Consider the following 21,685-nt stretch of genomic DNA (forward strand, 5'->3'; position numbering starts at 1 on the left):
CCGGAGATCATCATGGAACTCACACCGTCATCCACCGCGTTCATCGCGGTCCACCTGCAGCACGACATCATCGGTACCGACGGGGCTTTCGGCGGAGTCTTCGCCGCCCAGGCCGCTGAACGTGGAGTCGTCGCAGTCACCGCGGAACTGCTCGACGCGGCGCGCAGCGCCAAAGCCACCGTCGTCTACCTGAGGGTCGCGTAGCGCGTCGACTACTCCGACCTGGTCGCGAACTCGCCGCTGCTCGGCATGGTCACGCAGGCGAAGTGCCTGGTCGACGGCAGCCCCAAGGCCGAGATCGTGCCGAAGTCGCCCCCAGCCCCGGCGACCGGACCGATCGACCCGGTGACGGGCGAGCCGAACTTCGACCTGGCCAAGGTCGCGTTCGAGAGGTTCAGCTGCCATGACCCGGTCTGGAGTGCTCAGCTCGCGGGTACCCGCTCGGCGTGCTCGCGAACTCCGACGAAGTCGACCGGCTGCGGTCACTCCTGCACCCGGACTTCCACTGGACCTCGCATCTGAGTGAGGAGTTCGATCGCGAGCGATACGTGTCGTCGAACACGGGCGGATCGTTGGCCTGGAACGCTCAATCGTTGACCGGAACCGAGGTGGTGGTGGTCGGCGACGCTGCCACACTGCGATGTGTGGTGACCGATCACGTCGACGCGGGGGGTGGTGCCGAGTCGTTCCGGATGCCGATGACGCAGACCTGGGTGCGGGTAGCCGATCGTTGGCTGTGTCTGGCTGGGCATGCAGGACCGCGTCTGGTGGATTGAGCTGGCCCGACCGGCGGATGACGGCACCGATGACCACGCCCGGCATGGTCTCGCGAGCGCCAGTCGGTCAGTGGTCTGCCCAGCCGTACGGCGCGGTACCTGCAACTGTCGGAAACGTCTTCTGCTGCGAGTCCGATCTGATCGTTTGGGAGTAGGCGTTATCTCAACCTTGCGCTATTCCTGGCGTTGAGTTGCGGCAGCCGGCGTTCCGGTCTATCCCAGAGCTCCTGGCCTCGGCGGGGCCGGCTGCTCAGGCATCGGTGTGCAGGCGGGGACTGTCGATTGGTTGGTTAGCCTGTTGGATGGGATCACGTCGGGTGTATCCCGGGGGATGAGATGAACAGCGGCGAACGAGGATTTGGGCGTCTCGCCAGGGCCGCAGCCGCCACTGGCGTGCTGCCGGACGGTTCGCTGTACTACCCCAGCCGACCACTGCCAGGTATGCCCGGGGGCGGTCCGCGGCGACCGGAGGTGGGCTGGGGGCCCGAGTTCGGCGGCGGTGAGGGCTGCACCTCAAGCACGGTGGCCCGCCGAGGAGGCGGCAGAACGGCCTGGTAGCTGGCCTGCTGGTGCCAGTGCCGTGGCCATGCTCTTGGTAGTCGCCGCAATGGCGCTTCGCGAGGGCGATGCGACGACGGTATCGCCCGCACCAGATGCCAGCCAGGCGACCCCGAGCCGGGTGGACGACCTCACGCCCTCGCCTGAGCCGACCGGACCGCCTGGCCCCGCCCGCCCGACGAAGGGCAGTGCCCAGATCGTCGCGGCCGACGCGTTCTACTCCAACGGTCCCCACGCCTCGGTCGGCTGCCGTGAGCCGCAGGTTGCACTGACTACCCGGGCGGCGTTGCAGGCCTACTACACCAACCTGGTCGGGTGTCTGAACCAGGCCTGGGGCCCGAAGGTGCGGGCGGCGCAGGACACGTTCATGCCGCCCCGGGTGGTGTTTTGGGGCGGCTACGTGCAATCGCCCTGCGCCGGTGGATAGCCGGTGTCGTTCTACTGCCGGGCCAATCGGACGCTGTACCTCAGGTACGACGACACCACACATAAACCGTCACCTCGCGGCGCTGGCCTCGTCTTGCTGTCGTAATCTTCTTCGCTGTGTCCACCGCCAGCGCCCGGCGCGGGAGCTGGCGGGGCGAGTTCCCCCGGTAGGCCTAGTGGCAGTGGAAGAACTCGTTGACCGTGCCGTCGGGTCGGACATTGAAGTGATCGACTTGATGGGTGTTGATCGTCGATCCGTCCGAGCCGGTGGCGTGGAGGTTGAACGTGAACGTTCCGTTCACGGTCGCCCCGTTGGCGTTGAAGCCTCCCCAGATCGTGACCTTTCCGGTGTAGCTCGGCAGAGTCGGGTCCTCGAGCGGCACCGCGACGAAGGTGCCGGTCTGGGTGAAGGTTTCGTGCACGCGGCCGTCATCGAAGGTGGTCGTGTGCTCTATCAGGTTGGTTGTGGTGGTGATGGTGTAGAGCGGTCCTTCTTCCACGCAGTTGGAGTTGGGAACAATGTCGACGAAGGTCTCGACGAGGTTCTTGTGGGTAGTGGTCTCGGTGACCGGTGGCGCGCCGAACGCGGGCGCTCCGGTGAACAACAAGCCCGCGATCAGCAGGCCGACCATCAGCAGCAGGCGACGAAGCATTCCATGCCCCCTCTTGCGATATGGAGCTCTGTGCGCCGGGCGGTTGTGACGTTACTCCCGCCAGGCCGAGGGAACCAGCGCTGAATCGGGGGCGAGCCGCGGCCTGTCGGAAGTCCACCGGACCATTCCACACGAGTGCAGACCTCTCGGAGGCTGAGTATCGCCCACTGTCGATCACCCCTCAATCACGCCGAGTCGAATCGCGTCACTTGCAGCGCTTACCTACCTGCGGTGCTGCGCCTGTGAGAACCCACGTTTCGGAGGGCTCGATGTCCCCCGAGCGGCAACGCCGTCTTGGTCGCCCCGTGCCCCCTCCGGGTGTCCGAGCGTGTGCCGCGAACCCCCGTGCCGCGCCCCAGTCGGTCGGCGGTCCACCCCTTCCAGCCAGCGTCACACCGCCGCACCGCCAAGTCCTGCCCACCTACCCGAACAACAAATGCCGGCCCGCGGGTGCGCCGACTGACCCTACGGCGCTACGCACTCGTACCCGACCCCGGTCACGGCGGCGTCGCCGGTCAGCAGGTCGACCGGCAGGTCCTTGGTCAGCACCACCGTCACCGTCCCGGCACACGAAGCGACGAGCGCGACGATGGCGAAGACAGAGCCGGCTATCGCGGCCGCGGCGTACTTGCCGGCAAGGAACCGACCGCGGTGGGGCGTGACAAGCAACGAGCCGGTGATCGTGTGGTGCCGGTACTCACTCGCCGACGACAGCACTCCGAGAATGAAGACGATCCCGGCAACCAGGAGGCCTGGCACCGCGAGCAGACCCCGCAAGTCGTCTCGGCCGAGCGGTGCGGAGCCATGGGTACCGGCCACGATGGAGATCGCTGTGGTGAGGCCAGCTGCCAGTACCGTCGCGAGGGCCAGCAAAACCCAGGTCAGACGAAGGCCGAGATGCTTGATCAGCTCGGCCTGTATCAGTGCGGTCATGACGGCGTCTCCTCGGTGGTGAGCTCGAGAAAGCGGGTCTCGAGACTGGTTGTCGCGTTGTCACGGACGGCGATGACGTCTCCGGCCAGCACTTCGACGTTGCGTTGCCGGCGCAGCACGTCCCGGATAGGCGGCGCGAGGTCGCCCTCGGACAGGATCCCGGTCGCGACCTGGTAGAGCGGCGGCTGGAACAGGTGATGGTTGGTGTGGTCGATGACGGTGACGTCGACGTCAGCACGTCGCAGCGCCTTGGCGGCGGACAGACGGAACGGGGCGAGCCCCGCCGCGATGCGCGGCGGGGCTCGCTACCTGGACGGTCTAGTGGGTGATCGGCGCCGGCTCGCGATGGCCGGTGTCGACGGCGAGGTCACCGACGTAGTTCTCGCGCAGGGCGAAACGATCCCGACTGTTGGCCTTCACCCAGTCCGCGGCCTTTGCGGTGGCTGCGTCAGCCTGCGCCCGGGTCTCCCAGGTGCTGAGCGAGACGAAAGCGGCCTTGTCGATCTGGGCAATTCCGTAGGACACGAAGCCGTTGCTGTCCTTGAACAAGGGAACCATCCCAGACTTCGCCTGGCTGACTACCTCGTCGAAAGTGCCGGTCTTGATGTCGTAGAGAGCGACGCGCGTGCAGCGCATGGTGTGCCTTCCTGTGGTGGAGCGACTTGCGTTAACCCGTAAGCCAGTTCCACAACTGAACCTACGCTAGAACTCCAATACTGGCAATAGAGTTCCTAGATCTAGACATCCAGTATGCTCTGTGTCATGGCTTGGGGATTCCTGACGAACCACGCGCGGGCGCTGCTGTGCATCGCCCACGACCCGGGCGTGCGGCTGCGGGAGATCGCGACCACGCTCGGCATCACCGACCGCGCGGCATTCGGCATCGTCACCGATCTGGTGGTAGCCGGATACGTGGTCAAGGGCAAGAACGGCCGCCGTAACCGCTACGAAGTCCAGGTCGACAAACCCCTGCCAGAGGCTCTGCTGCGACAGCGAACGGTCGGCCAGTTGGTGGACCTCCTCGCCCACACCGAACTGGGCACCCGCGACCACGCCTGAGTTCGCTGACATGCCGTCATGTGGGAGAGTCAGCGACGTCTCAGCGGCCTGTGGCCGCGTGTTCACGCCCGCAGGTAACGACCGCGCTCAGGTCGAGCCCGTAGGTCGAACCGTCGCCCGCGTCGAAGTTTTCTGGGACGTCCTGACGGCCATCGGGACGCTCGCAGCGGTGGTCGTGGCGCTGGGGGTTCGGGATCCAGGCCGAGCGCAGGCTGCAGTCCAACAAGCGCAGGGGACAGGCCTCATTGGTGTCCGCGTGGTTGAGCAATGAGCCCAGAGGCGTAAGAACTGCGGACGGCAGGGTGGACCTGTTCCTCGGCAACGAGCGCCTTGTCGTCGTCCGCAACGGATCCCCGCTGCTGGTCTACGACGTGCTGGTCTGGCAGGACTACGAGGACACTCCGCCCGTGGTGCGGAGCCTGCCGACCGTTCCGCCACAGGAGGGCCGGAAGGTGTCAGGTGGAGAGTTCCTCGGAGAGGTGGGGGACACCGTGTTCATCTTGGAGTTCACTGATGCTGCCGGGCGTCGGTGGAGGCGCATGCCGAACGGCCTGCTGATCGAACAGTCCAAGCGAACGCAGCGTAAGAATCCTGCTCCGCTGGACACGCAAGTGATGTCTTGACGCGATGCCACGTGGTGCCGCCGTCTTCCCAGCGACCGTCCGCCGACCGGATGCGCGCCGACGGAGTCGGCTCGATCTCCCGGCCTTGGCCGGCCTGATCATGTCTGTCGGGCGTCGCCGATCTGCCGCTCAGCTCTCGAGCAATTGCCGCCGTTGCCTGACCGCGCGACGTACCCGCTCGGCCCGATCGCCTACTACGGCACGAACATGGTCCTCAAGAACCAGTCCGAACTTGTTGCTGGCAAGGCGACCCCGTCGCCCAATTTGTGCCAGCCGGCGGCGAGGGCATCTACCTGCTCCCCATCCCATTCACCGAACGCCCAGCCAGGTAAATCCCGCCGCGGCACAGCGACCAAGGCCGACGCCTGCTGTCAGGTGCGTCTCATGAACGATCGATTCTCGACACAAGCGGCCTGCTTCGGACACTCGAACACCTGTCCGATAGCCAGCACGGTCAACGGGGTCGAGCGAGCGAACGTCATCTGGTCGGCGACAGGGACCGCCTCGAGAAGTCGACCTGCTGTCAGCTGATGCGCTGCCAGGGTTTGCTGGCCCAGACGTAGGCGAAGTCGGCGACGCTCACGGCAGTCCAACTGAGGGTGCGGCCCTGGGCGGTCCAGCGGGCCGACCACGTGGGCGGCGCGCAACCGCCGCCGTCGTACTTGGTGGTGGTGGTGAACCAGGCCGTGTTGCCTTGGACGTCGTACCACCCCTCGCACGTGGTGTACGCACCCGGGCGGTTGAGGCCGCTGATGGCGGGTTTCCAGACGTAGTGCCAGCGCCCGGCCTGCAGGGTCCAGGTCGTCACGCCGGCGTTGTTCTCGGCGTCGTGCTGGTCGAGTCCGCGGGCCAGCAGTTCGTCCACGCTGAACGCGTACCGATAGCTGCCCGGCGGCAGATCCCCTGAGGCGGCCGGGCCTGTAAGGGTGCGCCCGGGTTGCGCTATGCGCGCCTCATCGCCCGGGTGGTGGGTGCACGCGGCCGGCACGGGGGCGGTGACTGCCTGGCCTGCGGATCGGACCAGGGTCTCGATCCGGGTCAGGGTTTTCGCGAGGGCCGGGTCGGCGCGCAAGGATACGTAAACCGGCTCGGCGGCCGCGCGGAGGGCATCGACCTGGGCCGGCGTCGCGGTCGCGATTCGTACTCCCTGGCCGCAGACCTGCTGGATCTGCCTGGACACCTGGTCGCTCGCGTGGACCGCGGACCAGGTCGATGCGTCAGCGGCGGCGCGCGCGACCCAGTCCCGCGTCGTCGCGTCGAGCCGGCCCAGGCGGTCGGTGTTGGCGAAGACTGCCACGGTGCGCGGCCACAGCATGACGTTGGCGGTGACGAACGGCACCCACTCGTGCTGGGCCTTGTCCTGGTAGGTCCACCACATGGTCTCCAGGGCACCCAGCCCGTCGGTGTCCGGCGGCCCCAGAAACGCGATCGTGACCGGCTCCGCGCCCAGCGCGCGCAGCCCTTGCACCTGGATGGTCGAGGCGACGGTCCCGAACCGAAGTCCCCGGAAGTCGGCCGGGGTGAGCAGCGGTCTGGCCGCCGCGGCCGGCATCCGAAGCTGGTCGGCGGCCAGGGCCAGACCGGTCAACCCTTTCGCGTCCAGGCCGCTGAGCATGTCGCGCGCAACGCCGTCCTCGACCACCGCGGCTTGGGCGGCGTAGGAGTTCACCAGGAACGGCGCGTGCAACGGCTGGAACGCGGTGACCCCGACGGTGTCGAACGCACGGGTGCCGCTCCAGCCGAGATCGGCCTTGCCGGCCGCCACGTCCCGGATGACCCGCGCCTCGCTGCCCCCACCCTGCCAGCTCGGTACGACGCGCACGGTCAGCCGGCCACCCGAGACCTCTCGAACCCGATCGACGAACCGGGCCACCGCCGGGGCACCGATCAGGCTCTCGCCGTCGTTGCTGGCCATGACGAGGACCCGCGGCTGCGCCGGACCGCCGGACTTGTCATCGGCCGCCGGGTCGCAGCCGGCCGAGAGCAACGACACCGCCAACAGCGCCGCCGTGGTGAATCGTCTCCGGTTCATCGCTCTCCTTCGAGGAGTGGCGTCAGCATCGTCCTTCTAGACGCCGAGCGCGGTGCAGACCTTGGCGAACTCCACGGCCGGATCCCCGAGCGCGATGTCCCACCGACCCTTGAAGTCGAAGTCGTCGCCCTGGGACGTGGTCTTCTTCTGACCCACGTCCAACACCAGGAGACCAGCGTTCGGCGACTTGAAGAAGGTGTCGATGCCCTGCTTCTGCGTGAGGCGCGTGTCGAGATCGCCCGGGGTGCCGAACGTCGTGATCCACGTCATGGTCAGCCGCCCCGTGACCACATTCGTGGCGCTCGGGTCGGCTAGCGGTGTGAGCGACTCGTTCGACGCGAGGTGGATGAGCCGTCTGACCTCCAGGTAGTCGCCGGTCGCGGCGTTGTAGCTGTAGTACCGGGTCTGGCTTCGGGTGAAGGTTCCGTTGATGCTGTACAGCGGGACGGAGCACCAGTCGCCGGGGCCGTCGGTCAGGTCCCACGAGATCGAAAGCGCGCCGTCGCACTGGACGTCGCTGCCGGTCATCTGGCAAGACCACGCGGTCCCCTCGTCCGAGGACGCGATCGGATTCGGCACCAGCCGTGGATCAGCAGGGCTGATCGTGGTGGACGCCCCCGCGGCGTTTCCCGCCGTCAGGACCAGCAGCGCGGTGGTGGCGATCAGCAATAGCACGCGACGACGACGCAGAGATCGCATGGTGGTTCCCTTCTGGGTGTGGCTGACGTTTGGTCGCCTCTCACACTGGCGGCTCAGCCCCGCGGCGTCGTCGGGAGCAGCCCCGACAAGGGCATCAGGGTGCGCCCTTACGCAGGTAGGCCAGGACGGCGAGGACCCGGCGGTGTCCCTCGGCCTCCTCGGACAGGCCGAGCTTGGTGAAGACCCGGCTGATATGGGTCTCCACGGTCTTGGGCTGCAGCGACAGCATCCGGCAGATCGTGGCGTTCGACCGTCCCTCGGCCATCAATGCCAGTACCTCCCGTTCGCGCGCGGTCAGGTCGTCCAGGGGGTTGTGGCGCCGGGCGCGTGACAGCAGCCTGCTCACGATCGCCGGATCGATCACGCACTCACCGGCCACCACCCGATGTAGCGCGTCGGCAAGGGTCGCGGCATGGGCGATCCGGTCCTTCAGCAGGTATCCGACGCTCGCCGGGTTCTCCTCGGCAAGCCGGATCGCGTAAGAGGAGTCGAGGTACTGCGAGAGCACCAGAACAGCGACTCCTGGATGCTCCGTGCGGATCCGGCGCGCCGCGAGGATACCCTCGTCGGAATGCGTCGGCGGCATTCGGATGTCGATCACGGCGGCATCCGGCTGCGTCCGGCTCACCAGCCGCAACAACTCCTCGGCGTCAGCGGCCTGCCCGACGGTCTCTATGCCCGCCTCCGCCAGCAGCGCCGAAAGTCCGGAACGAATCAGCATCGCGTCGTCGGCGATCACGACCCGCACGGAAGCTCCAGCCGGACCCGGGTGCCGCCGCTGTTCTCCGGCTCGACCGTGAGCTCACCGGCGAGCGCGCGTACCTGGTCGGCGAGCTCGGTGACGGTTGGACGGAGACCAGGCGTCGCGTCGTCCCGGACGTCGATGACCAGCCGGCCGTCGCGCTCGTGCCCGGACACGCTCACCTGCGTCGCATCCCTGCGGCGCGCCTCGGCGATCGCCGCCGCGATCACCAGGTACGCCGTGGTCTCCACGGGTCCGGTGTACTGGCCCGCGGGCAGTGTGTCCAGGCTGACCGGCAGGTCGGTGGAGGACTCGGCCAGGTCGAGCACGGCGCCGGACAGTCCGGCGTCGGCCAGCACCGCCGGGTAGATGCCCCGAGCCACGCGCCGCAACTCTTCGACGGTGGCTCGGGTCAGCGCCTCCGCTCGTGCGGCCGGACCGGGCTGCCCATCTCCGTTCAGGCGCTGCCCGAGCATCCGGACAAGCAGCGCCAGCGACACCACTCGCTGCTGGGCGCCATCGTGGAGGTTGCGCTCCAGCCGACGCCGCTCGAGCTGGGCCCGCTCCACGATCCGGGACCGGGACAGCTGCAGCTCGCGCAACTCGGCCAGGGCCGCCGCCCGTAACTGCTCATTCTCCAGGGCCAGCCGCAGCGCAGCCCCCAGCGCCTGGTCCAGGCCCTCGCCGTTCACCGCCTCGGAGTGCATGAGCGCCGCGACCGGTTGCCCGCGCCGCCTCACGGGGGTCACCTGCCTGTCACCAGCCGTCGTCGCCTCCGCCGCTTCCCCCTCGGCGTTCACGTACCAGGCCCTCGCAGGCGCCCAGTACCGCACCTGCAGTCCATGGTCAGCGACGGCGTCACGCAACGCCCCAGCCAGCGCGCCCGGCGCCGGCGCCGACTCCAGCTCACCCGCCAGCCGGGCCAGCCGCCTGCTCAACCGCCGCTGCCCCAAGCGGTCCCGGATCAGCACGAGCGCGAGGGCGACGGCGCCCGCCTGGGCGAGCAGGAAGCAGACCAGGTACGCCGAGTCGGCGGCCGCCTCGGGCCGGACAAGTCGCAGTATCCCCGGCACGATCAGCCCCGCCGCAAGCGCCGACGCGCCGACGAACCAAGGCAGTTCGTGGAGCAGACGGCCGCGTCCCCGGGAAAGGCAGACCCCGGCCGCCCACAGCGCGCCGGATACGGTCAGGACGACGCCGGCGGCCTCCAGCCACCGGCCGGGTCCTGTCATGCCGGGGATCAGCACCGGATTGTGGTCGCACCGGCGCCAGCAGTCCGGATCGAGGAAGGGGTCGACGAGCAGCAGCCGGGCTGCCGCCCCCAGCAATCCACCCGCCGCCACGAGCACGACCGCAGCCCGCGACGACGCCAGCAGCCCGATCACGATCAACGCCGGAAGAAGGCGGGACCAGGCATCGGCCACCGCGCTCAGTACGGCCGGGCCGGACGTCCAGCCCGCCAACTCGGGGACGAGCCAGGTGGCGCCGGACACCGCAACCGCGAGCCCGCCGACGCCGAGCGGCCGCAGCGCGGCCACCGTGAGCAGGGCCAACGCCGCCGCGACCTCCGACCACAGCAGCCACCACGCCGAGCCGCCGTAGGTGGTGTCCGGCAGCCGCCGGGTCAAAGGCGCGGTAAACGCGAGCAGACCCAGCCCCAGCGGCCACACGAGCAGACGAAACGCCCTCATCTCAGCGGCACCCGGATCCGCACTTCTGTGCCGCCGCCAGGAGCGGGTCGCACCGCCACCGCGCCACCGACCGCGGCGAGCCGATCCACCAAGCCGGCCAGGCCCCCGCCGGGCACGATCCGCGCCCCGCCCAACCCGTCGTCTCGTACGGTGGCCACCAACTCCTGCGGGCCGGCCCGGACGTTGACCGTGGCCTGCGTGGCCCGCGCATGCTTGGTCAGGTTGGTCAGTGCCTCGGTGCACGCGTACCACAGCGCTGTCTCGGCCGGCATCGGGAAACGGCCCTCCGGTGCGGACACCGCGGTCGGCACAGCGCTGCGCGCGGCAAGTTCGGTCAGCGCCGTTGCCAAGCCATGTGCCGCCAGGGTTCGCGGATGCAGCCCGCGCGCCAACTGGTCGAGGTCCTCACGGACGTGGGCCACCCCGTCGACGCAGGCGGCTGTCAGCTCGCGGGTCGTGCCGTCGGCGGCGCGGCCGAGCGCACCCAGCACGGAAGTGAGCTCATCGAGATAGGCCAACGCGCCGTCCGCGAGGATCCGCTCCAGCCTTCGCCGTTCGTTCTCAGCGGTCTCCACCAAACGGGTCCGGGAGGCTCGCACCTCCTCGACCTTGGCGCGGAGGTCGGCGTGCAACGCGGCGTTGGACTCCAGCAGCGCCACTGCGGAATTCAGGGCGGCGCGATCCCCCGGGTGGGTGGACGTACTCGCCTCGCCGCGCAGCGCCGCCAGGGTCTCGCCTGGCGTCGCGTCGGACAGTTCGATCACGGCGTCGGTCTCCCTCGACCACGAACGCAGCACCAGTCCGTTCACCAACACCGCTCCGGCTACCACGACCAGCCCCGTGTACCCGGCGATCAGCACATCGGCGCCTACCGCGCCCGGCCACCATCCCAACCGCACCACCGCAGGTGCGGCCAGGCTCAGCGCGAGCACCGCGACGGCCCGCGACGAGGTGCGGCTTGCCACCGTTCGGCCCCACGCCGGACGAGACCACCGGCGCCACCCCTCGACCGCGATCAGCCCGGCCAGCGCCAGGGCCAGGCCCGGCGATCCGCCGACCGGCGGCACGAGCGCGGCGACCCACGAGGCAGCCAGCAGGAACCGTGCGTAGCGGCCGGGGACACGACCGTCCGGATAAGCAAGCGCGGCGTGCAGCATCAGCGGCCGGTGGATCAGCAGCAGATGGCTGTCGAGATTCCCGGCGAACCAGCCGACCGCGGCCAACGCGGCCAGGACCGCGAACCGGCGCGAACTCCGCCACCCGGCAACGGCCACCGCCAGCCAGGAGATCCCGGCAACAGCGTCCAGCCAGGCCAGCATCGTCCCTCACCTGATGAGCTCGGTCACGGCTGCACCTGACAGCTCATGCTTGGCCAGAAACCCAGCCGCTGGGCTGTCCCGAACCCGCCGGCGCAGATCGGCGATCGGCCGGCTGGAGATCAGCACCACCACAGGCGGCCCAGGCATCTGCGCCAGGAGCTCGGCGACGGCGAACCCGTCCATGTCCGGCAGGTGCACGTCGAGCAGGACGATACGCGGTCGCAACCGGGCGACAGCGGAAACGGCGTCACCGCCGTCGACCGCGTCACCGACGACGTCGAAGCCCTCGCTCTCCAGCATGGCCCGGGCAATCGCGCGGAACCCGTCGTGATCATCCACGATCAGAATCCGCGAGCGCATACACGCATCCTCGCCCCTGACCTGACGAGCCGTCATCAGGGCTGGCCCGGACGGCTCCGATCCCCCCGCTGTCATCGGCTGGACCTGCCGGACCTAGCAAGGAGCGCCCCGGTGTGGACACTGGCCGGGATCACGTCATCTGAACCGTCATCCGGCCAACCGGAGGGCGTGTGTGGCTAGCGTGCAGACCCTCCTCGGACACCCATCACCGGCCCTCCCGAACAGCCCGGCCGCCGGGCTGGCGCCGAGCTACTGATGAACACGTTGGCGCTCCATCCCGATCGAGTGTCGAGAAACGATCGATTCTCAACACCCCAATCTCATCGTGCCGGTTGCGCAGTACTCACGTCCAACTGCACCGCCGCGCGGAAGTCGCCGATCTCGTCGGCGACGTCGACGACGGCCAGGACCATCGCCAGTCGATCAAGCTGGTCACCCAGGTTGGCAGCGATGGTCAGCGACTCGGCCGAGCGCTCAAAAGACTGCTCGACCCGAGCTCGAATCCTGATCGATTCCGGCGACCAACTCCTTGTGTACGCCGCGACAGCCCAACCGCTGGAATCAGCGTTTGCGGTAGGTGGCGGTGTAGGTGGTGTTGACGGCGGGGGCGGTGATGGTGTGGCTTTGCGGGCCGCCGTCGGACCAGGAGGTGAACCAATAGGTGGACTTGTTGAAGGGTTGTGGGGACGGGGCGCTGACGGAGTTGGCGGAGCCGACGACGACCGTGACGGAGAACGGGGTCGAGCGGGGCGCCTCGTTGACGACAAGGTTGGTGAGGTTGAGGCCGCCAGGCGTGGTCTTGAACGTGAGTACGACGGTTCGCGGGTTCAACCGGAGACTGGTTGTCGACGTCAGTCCGGATGAGTCCCTCTCGGTCAACGTCAGTTCGATCCAGCACGGGTATGCATGGTCGGGCGCGGTGAACGAACCACTGGCGACGCCGTTGATCGTCTGCAGGAGATGCGCGTGGCAGTCGGTCGGGGTGATGCAGTGATTCATGTTCACGGCCCAGCTCAACGAAGACGCCGGAAGCGTTCCGTCCTGTACGTCGGTTGCGTGGCCGGTGAACGGGATCGGGTCGCCGACCTTCCAGGTGAGTGACGCCGCGGGCGAATCGATCACAACGGTCGGCGCGGTATTGCCAGCCGTGACGGTCACCGACGTGGTGTCGCTCGCGCCTTGGTCATCCGTCACCCGAAGCGCTGGATGATAGACGCCCGAAGACGAATAGGTGTACGACGTCGTCGTACCGGTCGCGTCACCAAAGGTCCCGTCGCCGTTGAGATCCCACGAGTACGTGAGCGGACGGCCTTCCGGGTCGGATGAGCTGGTGCCGTCGAAGTTGACCGTCAGTGGGACCGCGCCACTGGCCGGGTTTGCGGTGAAGGCAGCATTCGGCGCCTGGTTGGCGGCGGTGAAGGTGATCCGGTGGACCGAACCGTTCTCCATGTCGACGTAGAACAGGTCGCCACCGGGGCCGATCTTCAGGTCGACCGGATGCCCGGCCGCGCCGCCGGCCGCGTCGACACCCACGAACGACTGCAGTCTGGCCGGATCAGGCAGTCCGTTCGTACCAGGCAGCATCGCCCAGATTTCGTTGCGCGAGTGGTCGGCGAAGAAGAGTGCGCCGTTGTACTGCGCCGGATACGACCCGCTTTGGTAGAACGCGATGCCCGTGATCGACGAACCACCGGTGCGGCAGCCGGTGTAGTTCACCACGCAGGCGTTGTGGTTATAGGCGTAGTACGGCGCAACGACCGAGCCAGGCGTCGAGTAGAGCGATTGGCACGAGGTGAGGCCGGCACCCTGGTAGCCGCTCTGAGCGCCTGAGCCTTCGTAGCACGGCCAGCCGAAGTTGGTGGCCGTGGTCGGTGACACCACCCGGTTGATCTCTTCCCAAGCGCTCCAGCCGACGTCGCCGACCCACAGTTCGTCAGTGCCCGGGCGTTGAGTCATCCGGAACGGATTGCGTACTCCGTAGGACACGATGCGCCGCGCGTTCGGGTCGGTCGACGAGAAGAACGGGTTTCCGGGTACGCCGGCACCGGTCGCCGGGTCGAGGCGCAGGATCGCTCCGTCGAGCGTCGCCGGCCCGGTGGGACGCCGTACGCTCTGACTCCGCAGCGCTCCACCTTGCGCTCCGGGCGGGCTCAGCGCAGTACCAACCGCACCTGGCGGATCGCCACACGGGTTGGCCTGATCGCCGGCGTACGTCGCGCCGTACTGCCCGTAGTCGACATTGTTGAAGCTGGCACCGTCGCCGGCGCTGGCGTACAGGTAGCCGTCGCGTCCGAACAGGAGCGTGCCGACGGAGTGGCTCGGGTACTGCTGGCACCAGTCGTTGATGAGGACCTGTTCGCTGCCCGTCATGACGTTTCCGCTGATCTGGAGTCGCGACAGGCGCGCCGACACCAGGCATCCGTCGGTGGTCGGGCCGGGTGGTGTCGGACAGGCGTCGTTCCAGGTCGGCGCCGTACTGCCGATTGGCGCTTCGTACGCGTAAAGCACGTAAACAAAGGGGTTTGCCGGGAAGTTGGGCGGGATCGCGAAGCCGAGGAGGCCGCGGTCCCAGTAGTCGTTGACCTGTGTCCTGAGGTCGGCCACCGTCACCGGGTTCGTGTCCGTCAGGCTCTGGAAGACCTTGATCACGCCGTTCTTCTGGCCGACGAAGATCCGCCCGTCGGGTGCGAACTGCAGCACCGTCGGGTTGGTCAACCCGCTCAGTACGACGCTGTCGCGGAACCCGGTCGGCAACGTCGAAGCCCCTGCCGGACCGGTCCCGACCTGCGTGAGCAACGCGGCGCCCAGCAACATCGCCGCGACCGCGCTGACCAGCCCGCGCCTACGCGTGGCAAATCCCAGACGCACCATGGATGCCCCCACCCCTTGTTACCCCCGGCTCGCGGACCCCACCGCACGCCCTGTGCTTCGCATTCTGCGCGCTCAACACCTGCTGGTTAAGAGCTTCGGGCAACCGTATTCGCTGCGTGCTCACACGCTGGCGGTGAGCTAACGGCTCGTGTCAGGAATCCGTCTGTACGACGCGGATCGCGTAAGCGGTCGTGAGGTCCAGAGCGACGGACGCGCCGTCGTGGACGACGTCGATCGTGCCGGTGACGTCGTGGCGGCGGTTCACCGTGAGCGTCGTACCGATGGTGAATGCCGAGCTGGTCGAGCTGCCGGAGGAGCTCGGGGTCGCTGTCGGAGACGCGGGCGACTCGGGCGCGGACGCCTTCATCGACGGTGTCGAGTCGGAGCTGGTCGTCGTCCGGGAGCGTGCCGTCCGAGCGGGGGATGGGGTCGCCGTGGGGGTCGTGGTCGGGTTCGCCGAGGCGGCCGGCCAGGCGGTCGAGAGTTCCGGCCCGCACTAGTCGTCGTGCAAACGATCGATTCTCAACACCGTGCTGCTGGATCACAGATCTTGGAGGGACGCGATGCAGGAGCGCTACCCCACCTGGCCGATCGAGGCCGATGCCTACTGACGGCGCAGTTCGCCGACGACGTGAGTGACTTCGCTACTTTGGCGTCGCCGTCTTCGCTGCCCCGGCCACCGCGCGCCGGCGCGCCCGCGTCGACTGGCCCTCGATCGGCGGCGTCTCAATCTCCCTGGCGGGCTTCCTCACCAGCAGCTTGGCCCGCCGCGCGTTGAGTCCCATCCCGGTATCCATGGTCACCAGCCGGACTGCAGTGCCGGCCAGCGTCTGAACCGCGATCGCCCGATCGATGATCTCCGCGTCGGGATCCGAAAGTGGCCGGTGCGCCGGATCGTCGTAGAACACCCGCAACTCGACCCCGCCCCGAGGCATCTCTCCACGCGCGGCCACTGCATCCCAGTCGGCGTCCTTGAGCCGGATCGGCACCGTGCCGTACGGGTCGTCCAGCAGCTTGTCGATGACGGCCAGCGTCACCGAGGCCCGATAGCGCGTCGTCTGGTTCCCCGACTCCTTGAGCCGGTCGAATTCGCGGATCACCACTTCGGGAAGTACAAGCAGGACGTCCTCGAATCCGGCGCCGAGTTCCTCGGGCCACGGGATGCTCGCGATGACCGCGGTCGGGTCGTCGTCCTGAGTCCATGCGGGGTGGGACAGGAAGACGCTGGTATCCACCACTGCCAGGACCTTGCCCGCCGCGGCGGTCCACGTGCCGATTTGCTTTTGGAGCGTCTCGACGGCGGCAGTGAGCAGGGCCTGCCGATCGGACATCTCGGCTTCGAGCAACTGGCGACCCTGCGGCGTACCCATCATCACCGGGTCGACGAGGCGGTAGAAGGCCGGTGTGAGCAGGAGTTGGGTCAGGTCGGCCCGGGCGATCTGACCGCGCAGCGTCCGGGCGGTGTCCATCACCCATCGCACGTAGCCGTCCTGGTCGTGATTGTTGCTGATCTCGACGGAGGCTTTCCGGAGCAGTTCGAGGACGCGATCGCGGTCGACGCCAGGGGTCAGGGTGAGGAGCATGGCGAAATCCTGGCAGGCCGTCGCTTGGCTAGGTCCAGCCAGGTCGACGTGTCGACGTGTCGACGAGAAGGTTCAGCATCCTCGGCAGAGTAGCCGCGATCCCTGGGGCATGCGCAGAGATCGTTTCTCGGATCCGGCTGATCGACACCCCACGCTTGCCAGTTAGCTAGATGGCGGGTGTTTGCACGTAGCTACCTCACCGCGCCGTTGACCGTGATGGTTTCGCGATTGCTCGGACGAGTTGCACCACGATCGGCGCGAGCTGCAGGACGTACTCGCGGCGTTCTCTCGGCAGGGCGAGCGAGATCAGCATGATGAGTGCGAACAACGCGATGAGCAGCGTGATCGGTATCGCGCCGATCACGATCCGGACCGCACCGACCGGTGTGGTCAGGGGCAGCATGTTGCTGCCTCGGTTTCTGGGCGTGCCTGGCCCGATACCCAATTGGGTTCGAAGAGGCCCCGATCCGCGACTTCATACCCCTCTTCGTCGAGCGCGGCGCCAAGCACCGCCTCCGCCAGTTGGTCGACTGAGCCAAAGCAGAAGGTCCGCGAGGCAGAATTGTTCGCGCGGTGTTCACTCGATGTTGCTGGCGTCTGGCAGTCGGCACGGTCCTATCTTGAAGGCCGACGTAGCGCTGGGCGTTCGGGTCAGGGGCCGATACACTCAGCGCTACGCCGGTCACCTAGCGCGAGGGCTCGCACCGGCAGATGCTGGTCCGCGGCAGAGCAGTGCCCAGTGTCCTCACCTGAGCTCGGCGAGCCGCCGGCGTGCTGCAGTGAGGTGCTTGGCGGCGGCGTTCAGGGACGTCTGGGCTGACCGTAGATCGTCGTCGGCCAGGTGGAGTTGTTTGTCCGGTTTGAGGTCATCGCCCGGTGCGTCCGGGTCCTGAGGGGCAGGAGGAATGGACCGCGTACGCGCTGGCCCATCCACCCGCGATCGACCCGCGCGATCCGGAGATCGAGCTGCTTCGGCGCCACTCGGCAGTTCTTGTCCCCGATAACCGGGTCTCACGCGGCGTAGGCGACATCAGCCGCGCCGCACATTCGACCGGTTACGTAGGAGCCCCGGTGATGATGCGTGGGAACGTGACTGGGACATTGTTCGCCGATCGAACCTTCTCTGCTCAAACCGTCGACACGGTGACGCGAGACGTTGTCGGCCTCTTCACCGAGGGCCTCAGCTACGCGCTCGAGCGCACGCTGCTGCTGGACCGCATGCGCGATCAGATCGGCAAGATCAAAGAGATCATGGCGGCGGCCGATATGACGCTCGAAGACATGTACGCCGCCGGCATGTCGATTCGGCGCGACGCAGTCACGGGAGATATCGACATCGTGGGCCTTGGGCCGGTCATGCCGTCCGACGACGCGTACCGGTTGATGGGCCTGCTGACGCGGCGCGAGATCGAGGTAATCGAACTGATGTCGCAAGGTGCCAGCAACGCCGGCATTGCCCGCGAACTGGTCGTCGCTGAGAGCACGGCCACGTCGCACGTCAAGCACATTCTCCGCAAGTTGCGTTCTGCCAACCGCGCCCAGGCGGTGGCGTCTTACCTGCATCTGCAGGCGCTCGCCAAGAACTGATGCGTTGAAAGTGCCGCTCGCGGTGTCGAGTTTTGAGTGTTGGCGGCGATACGAGTGTGTCCCGCGGCAGTCCGTTCAGGCGCAGCCTCGTTGATGCAGCGCGAGTCCGGGGATCTCGAGTGGTGGCCTCGCAGCTGGGCCGGCGTCTGCGCAGTGACTGGAGCGTCGCGTAGATCTTCTACGAAGAGCTGCGGCGGCCTCGTCAGGCAGGCATGCACGTCGAGCGCCGTGACTCCTCCGAACGGGGGACGGATATGCCCGCCGCGGGCGAAGCGCTCCACGTCCCACATTGAAACCCTCGTGAGAAACCCATCGACGTCCTCAAGAGGAGGCACTCACATGGCAATCACGGTTGGGTCGGCGAACGTCGACAGCGCGGCAGTACGTCCATTTCGAGTCGAGGTTCCCGAGGCTGACCTGGAGGATCTCCGCGCCCGCATCCGCGCAACTCGCTGGCCCGAGAAGGAGACCGTGGACGATCAGTCCCAGGGCCCGCAGCTGGCGACCATGCACGCTCTGGCCAGGTACTGGCTCGAGGAATACGACTGGCGCAAGTGCGAGGCCCGGATGAACGCGTTCGAGCAGTTCATCACCGAGATCGACGGCCTCGACATCCACTTCATCCATGCCCGTTCCCAGCACGAGGACGCACTGCCGCTCATCGTCACCCACGGGTGGCCGGGCTCGGTCGTTGAGCAGCTCAAGATCATCGAGCCGCTGACCAACCCCACCGCGCACGGCGGCAGCGCGTCTGATGCATTCCACGTCGTCGTCCCGTCGATGCCGGGCTACGGATACTCCGGCAAACCAACCAGCAAGGGCTGGGGCCCGGACCACATCGCCCGGGCCTGGGATGTCCTGATGAAGCGTCTCGGCTATACCCGTTACGTTGCACAGGGCGGCGACTGGGGCGCAGTTGTCACGGACTTGCTCGGCGTGAACGAGCCCGAAGGGCTGGCCGGCATCCACACCAACATGCCCGGGGTGATCCCTGCGGAGATCGACGCCATGTTCTTCAAGAACCTCCTGGGCGCGGCCCCGGTGCTCGACTCGCTCCCCGCCGACCTCACCGACGAGGAGCGTCGGACGTGCGAGCAGCTCGATCCCGTGTGGAACGGCGGCGTCAGCTACGCTCTCCAGATGGCCTTCCGGCCGCAGGTTCTGACGGGGATCGCCGACTCGCCGGTCGGACTGGCCTCGTACTTGCTCGATCACGACGCGAAGAGCCTGGCGCTGATCTCCCGCTCCTTCGCAGGTGTGCCCGAGGGCCTCACGCGCGACGACGTCCTCGACAACGTCACGCACTTCTGGCTGACGAACACCGGCGTCTCAGCGGGCCGGCTCTACGCGGAGAACCCGTACTCGTTCTTCGGCGTCAAGGGCGTCACCAACGTACCTGTCGCGGTCAGCGTGTTCCCAGACGAGCTTTACGAGGCTCCCGAGACCTGGTCGCGCCAGGCCTACCCCAATCTCATCCACTACAACCGGCTTCCCAAGGGCGGCCACTTCGCGGCCTGGGAGCAGCCGACCCTCCTGGTCGACGAACTGCGAACTGCCTTCCGGTCCGTCCGCTAGGCCGCATCTTCGGCACCTACCAGCCGGCGACACCTGATCACGGGTTGCCCATGCTGCTGGGCAACCCGTGATCAGGCGCTTCTCGGACCCGCACCAAACCCACACAGCTGTTCGGAGATTCACCATGTCCGAGTCGCCTAGCGGCAGGTCGCCAGCTTGAGTTCTACATGACTTTGAATCGCCCCGGGTTTCGTGGAGGCTCGGTTACTTGGATCGGGCCTCGGTGAGGACGGGGGTTTCAGGGTAGTGCTCTGGGTCGATGTGGACCCAGTGGTTGGCCTCGAACTCGGCGGGCGGGATGAGTCCGATCGCGCCGTGGAGCCTGCGGTGGTTGAACCAGTCGATGTACTCGGCGACGGCGATCTCGACGTCCGCGACCGAGGTCCAGCCGTCCTTGGGTCGCATGACGGGGTTGCGGATGCACTCGGCCTTGAACAGCGAGTTGAACGCCTCGGCCATGGCGTTGTCGTATGAATCGCCCTTGCTGCCAACGGATGCGACGGCCTCGGCCTCGGCGAGCCGTTCGGTGTAGCGGATGGCTCGATATTGCACTCCGCGGTCGCTGTGATGTGTGAGGTCGGTGACGTCTTGGCCGGCCCGCTGCCGAGACCACAGCCCCATGTCGAGGGCATCGAGGGTCAGGTCGGTGCGCAAGCTGGTCGACACCTGCCACGACCATGCGGGAGAACACGTCGAGGATGAACGCGGCCTAGACCCAACCCGAGTGCGTGCGGACATCGGTCAGGTCCGCCACCCACAGTTGGTTGGGAGCCTGGGCGGCGAACTGGCGCTCGACCAGGTCGGCCGGGGGCTCGGTCTCGGCGCCGTCGCTGTCGTGGTCTTGCGGGTCTTGTCCCGGCTGATCCCGCGCAGCCCTGCGGCTTTCATCAGCCGTTCGACGGTGCACCGGGCTACCTTCGTGCCCTTGCGGTTGACCTCGGCGTGGACCTTGCGAGCGCCGTAGACGCCGATGTTGTCCTTGTGGACCTGGCCGATCACGAGCACCAGCTCGGCGTCGCGCACGGCGCGCGCCGACGGTGGCCTGGTCTTCGCGGCGTAGTAGGTGCTCGGGGCGATCTTGGTCCCAGCAGACTCCAGGACTTCACAGATCGGCTCGACCCCGAACCGGTCGCGGTGCTGATCGATGTAGTCGACCAGCACCGCCGTCGGCACCGCTACTTGATCTTGCGGTCGAGCTCCGCGGCCGCGAAAAACGCTGACGCCGTTCGCAGGATCTCGTTGGCCCGCTTCAGCTCGCGGTTCTCCCGCTCGAGGTCCGCGATCCGCTTCGAGTCGTCACTGGTCGTGCCGGGCCGGACTCCGCCGTCGACTTCGGCCTGCCAGACCCACCCTCGCAACGTCTCGGGGTGCATGCCCAATTGCTCCGCGATCCGACCGACAGCTCCCGACCGCGTCGCCGGGTCCTTGCGTGCCTCCACCGCCATCCGGGTGGCCCGCTCACGCAACTCCTCGCCGTACTTCCTTGGTGCCGCCATGACTCTCATCCTCCATGGATTGAGAGCCTCCATCAGACCCGGGGCGATTCACTTGGCGGGGCCGAGCAGCTTCGGGCCTCGGTCCCGCCGAATTCCACAATCTCGCACAGGAGAGGCCTGTCATGAACACACAACCGTCTGATCGCCACCGGCTGCCCGTCCATGGTGAGATGCCGTCCTTCACCCGTGCGACGGGATGGCTTAACTCGCTTCCTCTGACGGCGGAAGGCCTACGCGGCAAAGTCGTCTTGGTCAATTTCTGGACCTACACCTGCATCAACTGGATGCGCCAACTGCCGTACCTGCGAGCGTGGGCCGCGCGGTACACCAATCAAGGGCTGGTCGTAGTCGGCGTTCACACCCCCGAGTTCGGATTCGAGGCTGACCTCGACAATGTCGTACGGGCCGTTCGGGAGCTGAAGGTCGAGTATCCAGTCGCAATCGACAGCGACTACGCAACCTGGTCCGCGTTCGGCAATCACTACTGGCCGGCCTTGTACTTCGGTGATGCCGACGGCTTAATCCGGCAACGTCACTTCGGTGAAGGCAAGTACGAGGTGTCGGAGCAAGTCATCCAATATCTGCTCACCGAGGGCGGCTCCACCGAGGTCAAGTCCAGCGGAGTGGTGTAGCGGTCGTGTCGCGTGATCCTTGGGTTGGTTAGGCGCTGAGCGCCTTCAGGTCGGTGTCGGTGTGCGCCTC

General features: G+C 67.4%; 23 protein-coding genes, 2 pseudogenes and 1 other annotated feature. Of the genes and pseudogenes, 9 read left to right on the forward strand and 16 right to left on the reverse strand.

Annotated elements, in window-relative coordinates; genetic code table 11:
* Positions 1-12: 12 nt before the first annotated feature.
* Positions 13-204 (forward strand): hypothetical protein, encoded by a 192-nt coding sequence (locus tag EV648_RS28905; RefSeq protein WP_132298267.1) that lies wholly within the window; start codon positions 13-15, stop codon positions 202-204.
* 8 nt (positions 205-212) lie between these two features.
* On the opposite strand, the gene EV648_RS42755 is transcribed toward EV648_RS28905, so the two are convergent.
* Positions 213-377, reverse strand: coding sequence for a hypothetical protein (locus EV648_RS42755; protein ID WP_158294096.1), 165 nt, complete (start codon positions 375-377; stop codon positions 213-215).
* A gap of 69 nt (positions 378-446) precedes the next feature.
* Between EV648_RS42755 and EV648_RS28910 the strand changes: the two genes are divergently transcribed.
* Entirely contained in the window at positions 447-776 is a 330-nt protein-coding gene (locus EV648_RS28910) for a nuclear transport factor 2 family protein (RefSeq protein WP_158294097.1), read from the forward strand.
* Between the two features lie 586 nt (positions 777-1,362).
* Entirely contained in the window at positions 1,363-1,761 is a 399-nt protein-coding gene (locus EV648_RS28915; protein WP_132298269.1) for a hypothetical protein, read from the forward strand.
* A 172-nt stretch (positions 1,762-1,933) separates the two neighbouring features.
* Here the strand turns inward: EV648_RS28915 and EV648_RS28920 are convergent, their stop codons facing one another.
* From EV648_RS28920 to EV648_RS28935, 4 genes are all read right to left on the reverse strand, one after another.
* Positions 1,934-2,413 (reverse strand): hypothetical protein, encoded by a 480-nt coding sequence (locus tag EV648_RS28920; RefSeq protein WP_132298270.1) that lies wholly within the window; start codon positions 2,411-2,413, stop codon positions 1,934-1,936.
* A 465-nt stretch (positions 2,414-2,878) separates the two neighbouring features.
* Entirely contained in the window at positions 2,879-3,346 is a 468-nt protein-coding gene (locus tag EV648_RS28925; RefSeq protein WP_132298271.1) for a hypothetical protein, read from the reverse strand.
* Complete coding sequence (locus EV648_RS45325) at positions 3,343-3,465, reverse strand: hypothetical protein (RefSeq protein WP_370452748.1); 123 nt, start codon at positions 3,463-3,465, stop codon at positions 3,343-3,345. The genes EV648_RS28925 and EV648_RS45325 overlap by 4 nt, the downstream gene beginning before the upstream one ends.
* A gap of 199 nt (positions 3,466-3,664) precedes the next feature.
* The gene (locus EV648_RS28935; protein WP_132298272.1) at positions 3,665-3,982 is read right to left on the reverse strand and encodes a hypothetical protein; all 318 of its coding nucleotides are present in this window, start codon (positions 3,980-3,982) and stop codon (positions 3,665-3,667) included.
* Between the two features lie 126 nt (positions 3,983-4,108).
* On the opposite strand from EV648_RS28935, the gene EV648_RS28940 reads away from it, so the two are divergent.
* Both EV648_RS28940 and EV648_RS28945 read left to right on the forward strand, forming a co-directional pair.
* Complete coding sequence (locus tag EV648_RS28940; RefSeq protein WP_199234876.1) at positions 4,109-4,405, forward strand: helix-turn-helix domain-containing protein; 297 nt, start codon at positions 4,109-4,111, stop codon at positions 4,403-4,405.
* A gap of 260 nt (positions 4,406-4,665) precedes the next feature.
* Positions 4,666-5,028 carry a hypothetical protein gene (locus tag EV648_RS28945; RefSeq protein ID WP_132298274.1) on the forward strand — a complete coding sequence of 121 codons (363 nt, stop codon included), beginning with the start codon at positions 4,666-4,668 and terminating at the stop codon, positions 5,026-5,028.
* A 523-nt stretch (positions 5,029-5,551) separates the two neighbouring features.
* On the opposite strand, the gene EV648_RS28950 is transcribed toward EV648_RS28945, so the two are convergent.
* The 10 genes and pseudogenes from EV648_RS28950 to EV648_RS28995 form a co-directional block, all read right to left on the reverse strand.
* Positions 5,552-7,060 carry a TRAP transporter substrate-binding protein gene (locus tag EV648_RS28950; RefSeq protein WP_132298275.1) on the reverse strand — a complete coding sequence of 503 codons (1,509 nt, stop codon included), beginning with the start codon at positions 7,058-7,060 and terminating at the stop codon, positions 5,552-5,554.
* A 36-nt stretch (positions 7,061-7,096) separates the two neighbouring features.
* The gene (locus tag EV648_RS28955) at positions 7,097-7,759 is read right to left on the reverse strand and encodes a hypothetical protein (protein WP_132298276.1); all 663 of its coding nucleotides are present in this window, start codon (positions 7,757-7,759) and stop codon (positions 7,097-7,099) included.
* Positions 7,760-7,853: 94 nt separating this feature from the next.
* The gene (locus tag EV648_RS28960; RefSeq protein WP_132298277.1) at positions 7,854-8,507 is read right to left on the reverse strand and encodes a response regulator transcription factor; all 654 of its coding nucleotides are present in this window, start codon (positions 8,505-8,507) and stop codon (positions 7,854-7,856) included.
* Entirely contained in the window at positions 8,495-10,192 is a 1,698-nt protein-coding gene (locus EV648_RS28965; protein ID WP_132298278.1) for a histidine kinase, read from the reverse strand. The genes EV648_RS28960 and EV648_RS28965 overlap by 13 nt, the downstream gene beginning before the upstream one ends.
* Positions 10,189-11,511, reverse strand: coding sequence for a sensor histidine kinase (locus tag EV648_RS28970; protein WP_132298279.1), 1,323 nt, complete (start codon positions 11,509-11,511; stop codon positions 10,189-10,191). The genes EV648_RS28965 and EV648_RS28970 overlap by 4 nt, the downstream gene beginning before the upstream one ends.
* Positions 11,512-11,517: 6 nt before the next feature.
* A complete protein-coding gene (locus EV648_RS28975; RefSeq protein WP_132298280.1) occupies positions 11,518-11,871 on the reverse strand; it encodes a response regulator transcription factor in 354 nt (117 codons plus the stop codon).
* A gap of 561 nt (positions 11,872-12,432) precedes the next feature.
* Entirely contained in the window at positions 12,433-14,742 is a 2,310-nt protein-coding gene (locus EV648_RS28980) for a PQQ-dependent sugar dehydrogenase (protein WP_199234877.1), read from the reverse strand.
* A 329-nt stretch (positions 14,743-15,071) separates the two neighbouring features.
* Positions 15,072-15,287 (reverse strand): annotated as a pseudogene (locus tag EV648_RS45330) (hypothetical protein); the annotation flags it as partial.
* 99 nt (positions 15,288-15,386) lie between these two features.
* Positions 15,387-16,211: a PIN domain-containing protein gene (locus EV648_RS28990; RefSeq protein WP_241995680.1), complete on the reverse strand. Its 825-nt coding sequence runs from the start codon at positions 16,209-16,211 to the stop codon at positions 15,387-15,389.
* Between the two features lie 310 nt (positions 16,212-16,521).
* A complete protein-coding gene (locus tag EV648_RS28995; RefSeq protein ID WP_132298282.1) occupies positions 16,522-16,728 on the reverse strand; it encodes a hypothetical protein in 207 nt (68 codons plus the stop codon).
* On the opposite strand from EV648_RS28995, the gene EV648_RS45335 reads away from it, so the two are divergent.
* The 3 genes from EV648_RS45335 (at position 16,710) to EV648_RS29005 (ending at position 19,487) form a co-directional block, all read left to right on the forward strand.
* On the forward strand, positions 16,710-16,859 hold the full coding sequence (locus EV648_RS45335) for a three-helix bundle dimerization domain-containing protein (protein ID WP_370452749.1): 150 nt from the start codon (positions 16,710-16,712) through the stop codon (positions 16,857-16,859). The genes EV648_RS28995 and EV648_RS45335 overlap by 19 nt on opposite strands.
* Positions 16,860-17,201: 342 nt before the next feature.
* Positions 17,202-17,912 (forward strand): helix-turn-helix transcriptional regulator, encoded by a 711-nt coding sequence (locus tag EV648_RS29000; RefSeq protein WP_132298283.1) that lies wholly within the window; start codon positions 17,202-17,204, stop codon positions 17,910-17,912.
* Positions 17,913-18,251: 339 nt separating this feature from the next.
* Positions 18,252-19,487: an epoxide hydrolase family protein gene (locus EV648_RS29005; protein WP_132298284.1), complete on the forward strand. Its 1,236-nt coding sequence runs from the start codon at positions 18,252-18,254 to the stop codon at positions 19,485-19,487.
* Positions 19,488-19,691: 204 nt separating this feature from the next.
* On the opposite strand, the pseudogene EV648_RS29010 reads toward EV648_RS29005, so the two are convergent.
* Positions 19,692-20,983 (reverse strand): annotated as a pseudogene (locus tag EV648_RS29010) (IS3 family transposase).
* Positions 20,556-20,705 (reverse strand) — a sequence feature (AL1L pseudoknot). It overlaps the preceding pseudogene by 150 nt.
* Before the next feature lie 122 nt (positions 20,984-21,105).
* Here EV648_RS29010 and EV648_RS29015 point away from each other — a divergent pair.
* On the forward strand, positions 21,106-21,615 hold the full coding sequence (locus EV648_RS29015; RefSeq protein WP_132298285.1) for a redoxin domain-containing protein: 510 nt from the start codon (positions 21,106-21,108) through the stop codon (positions 21,613-21,615).
* The last annotated feature ends 70 nt before the right edge of the window (positions 21,616-21,685 follow it).

Origin of the sequence: Kribbella sp. VKM Ac-2568, assembly GCF_004345365.1 — a bacterium.
GTDB classification, from domain to species: Bacteria; Actinomycetota; Actinomycetes; order Propionibacteriales; family Kribbellaceae; genus Kribbella; species Kribbella orskensis.

Coding starts and splice junctions, on each gene's coding strand:
- EV648_RS28905 (WP_132298267.1), top strand. CDS start 13: ATGGAACTCACACCGTCATCCACCGCGTTCATCGCGGTCCACCTGCAG.
- EV648_RS28915 (WP_132298269.1), top strand. CDS start 1,363: ATGCTCTTGGTAGTCGCCGCAATGGCGCTTCGCGAGGGCGATGCGACG.
- EV648_RS28920 (WP_132298270.1), bottom strand. CDS start 2,413: ATGCTTCGTCGCCTGCTGCTGATGGTCGGCCTGCTGATCGCGGGCTTG.
- EV648_RS28925 (WP_132298271.1), bottom strand. CDS start 3,346: ATGACCGCACTGATACAGGCCGAGCTGATCAAGCATCTCGGCCTTCGT.
- EV648_RS28935 (WP_132298272.1), bottom strand. CDS start 3,982: ATGCGCTGCACGCGCGTCGCTCTCTACGACATCAAGACCGGCACTTTC.
- EV648_RS28940 (WP_199234876.1), top strand. CDS start 4,109: ATGGCTTGGGGATTCCTGACGAACCACGCGCGGGCGCTGCTGTGCATC.
- EV648_RS28950 (WP_132298275.1), bottom strand. CDS start 7,060: ATGAACCGGAGACGATTCACCACGGCGGCGCTGTTGGCGGTGTCGTTG.
- EV648_RS28955 (WP_132298276.1), bottom strand. CDS start 7,759: ATGCGATCTCTGCGTCGTCGTCGCGTGCTATTGCTGATCGCCACCACC.
- EV648_RS28965 (WP_132298278.1), bottom strand. CDS start 10,192: ATGAGGGCGTTTCGTCTGCTCGTGTGGCCGCTGGGGCTGGGTCTGCTC.
- EV648_RS28970 (WP_132298279.1), bottom strand. CDS start 11,511: ATGCTGGCCTGGCTGGACGCTGTTGCCGGGATCTCCTGGCTGGCGGTG.
- EV648_RS28975 (WP_132298280.1), bottom strand. CDS start 11,871: ATGCGCTCGCGGATTCTGATCGTGGATGATCACGACGGGTTCCGCGCG.
- EV648_RS28980 (WP_199234877.1), bottom strand. CDS start 14,742: ATGGTGCGTCTGGGATTTGCCACGCGTAGGCGCGGGCTGGTCAGCGCG.
- EV648_RS28990 (WP_241995680.1), bottom strand. CDS start 16,211: ATGGACACCGCCCGGACGCTGCGCGGTCAGATCGCCCGGGCCGACCTG.
- EV648_RS28995 (WP_132298282.1), bottom strand. CDS start 16,728: ATGCTGCCCCTGACCACACCGGTCGGTGCGGTCCGGATCGTGATCGGC.
- EV648_RS29005 (WP_132298284.1), top strand. CDS start 18,252: ATGGCAATCACGGTTGGGTCGGCGAACGTCGACAGCGCGGCAGTACGT.
- EV648_RS29015 (WP_132298285.1), top strand. CDS start 21,106: ATGAACACACAACCGTCTGATCGCCACCGGCTGCCCGTCCATGGTGAG.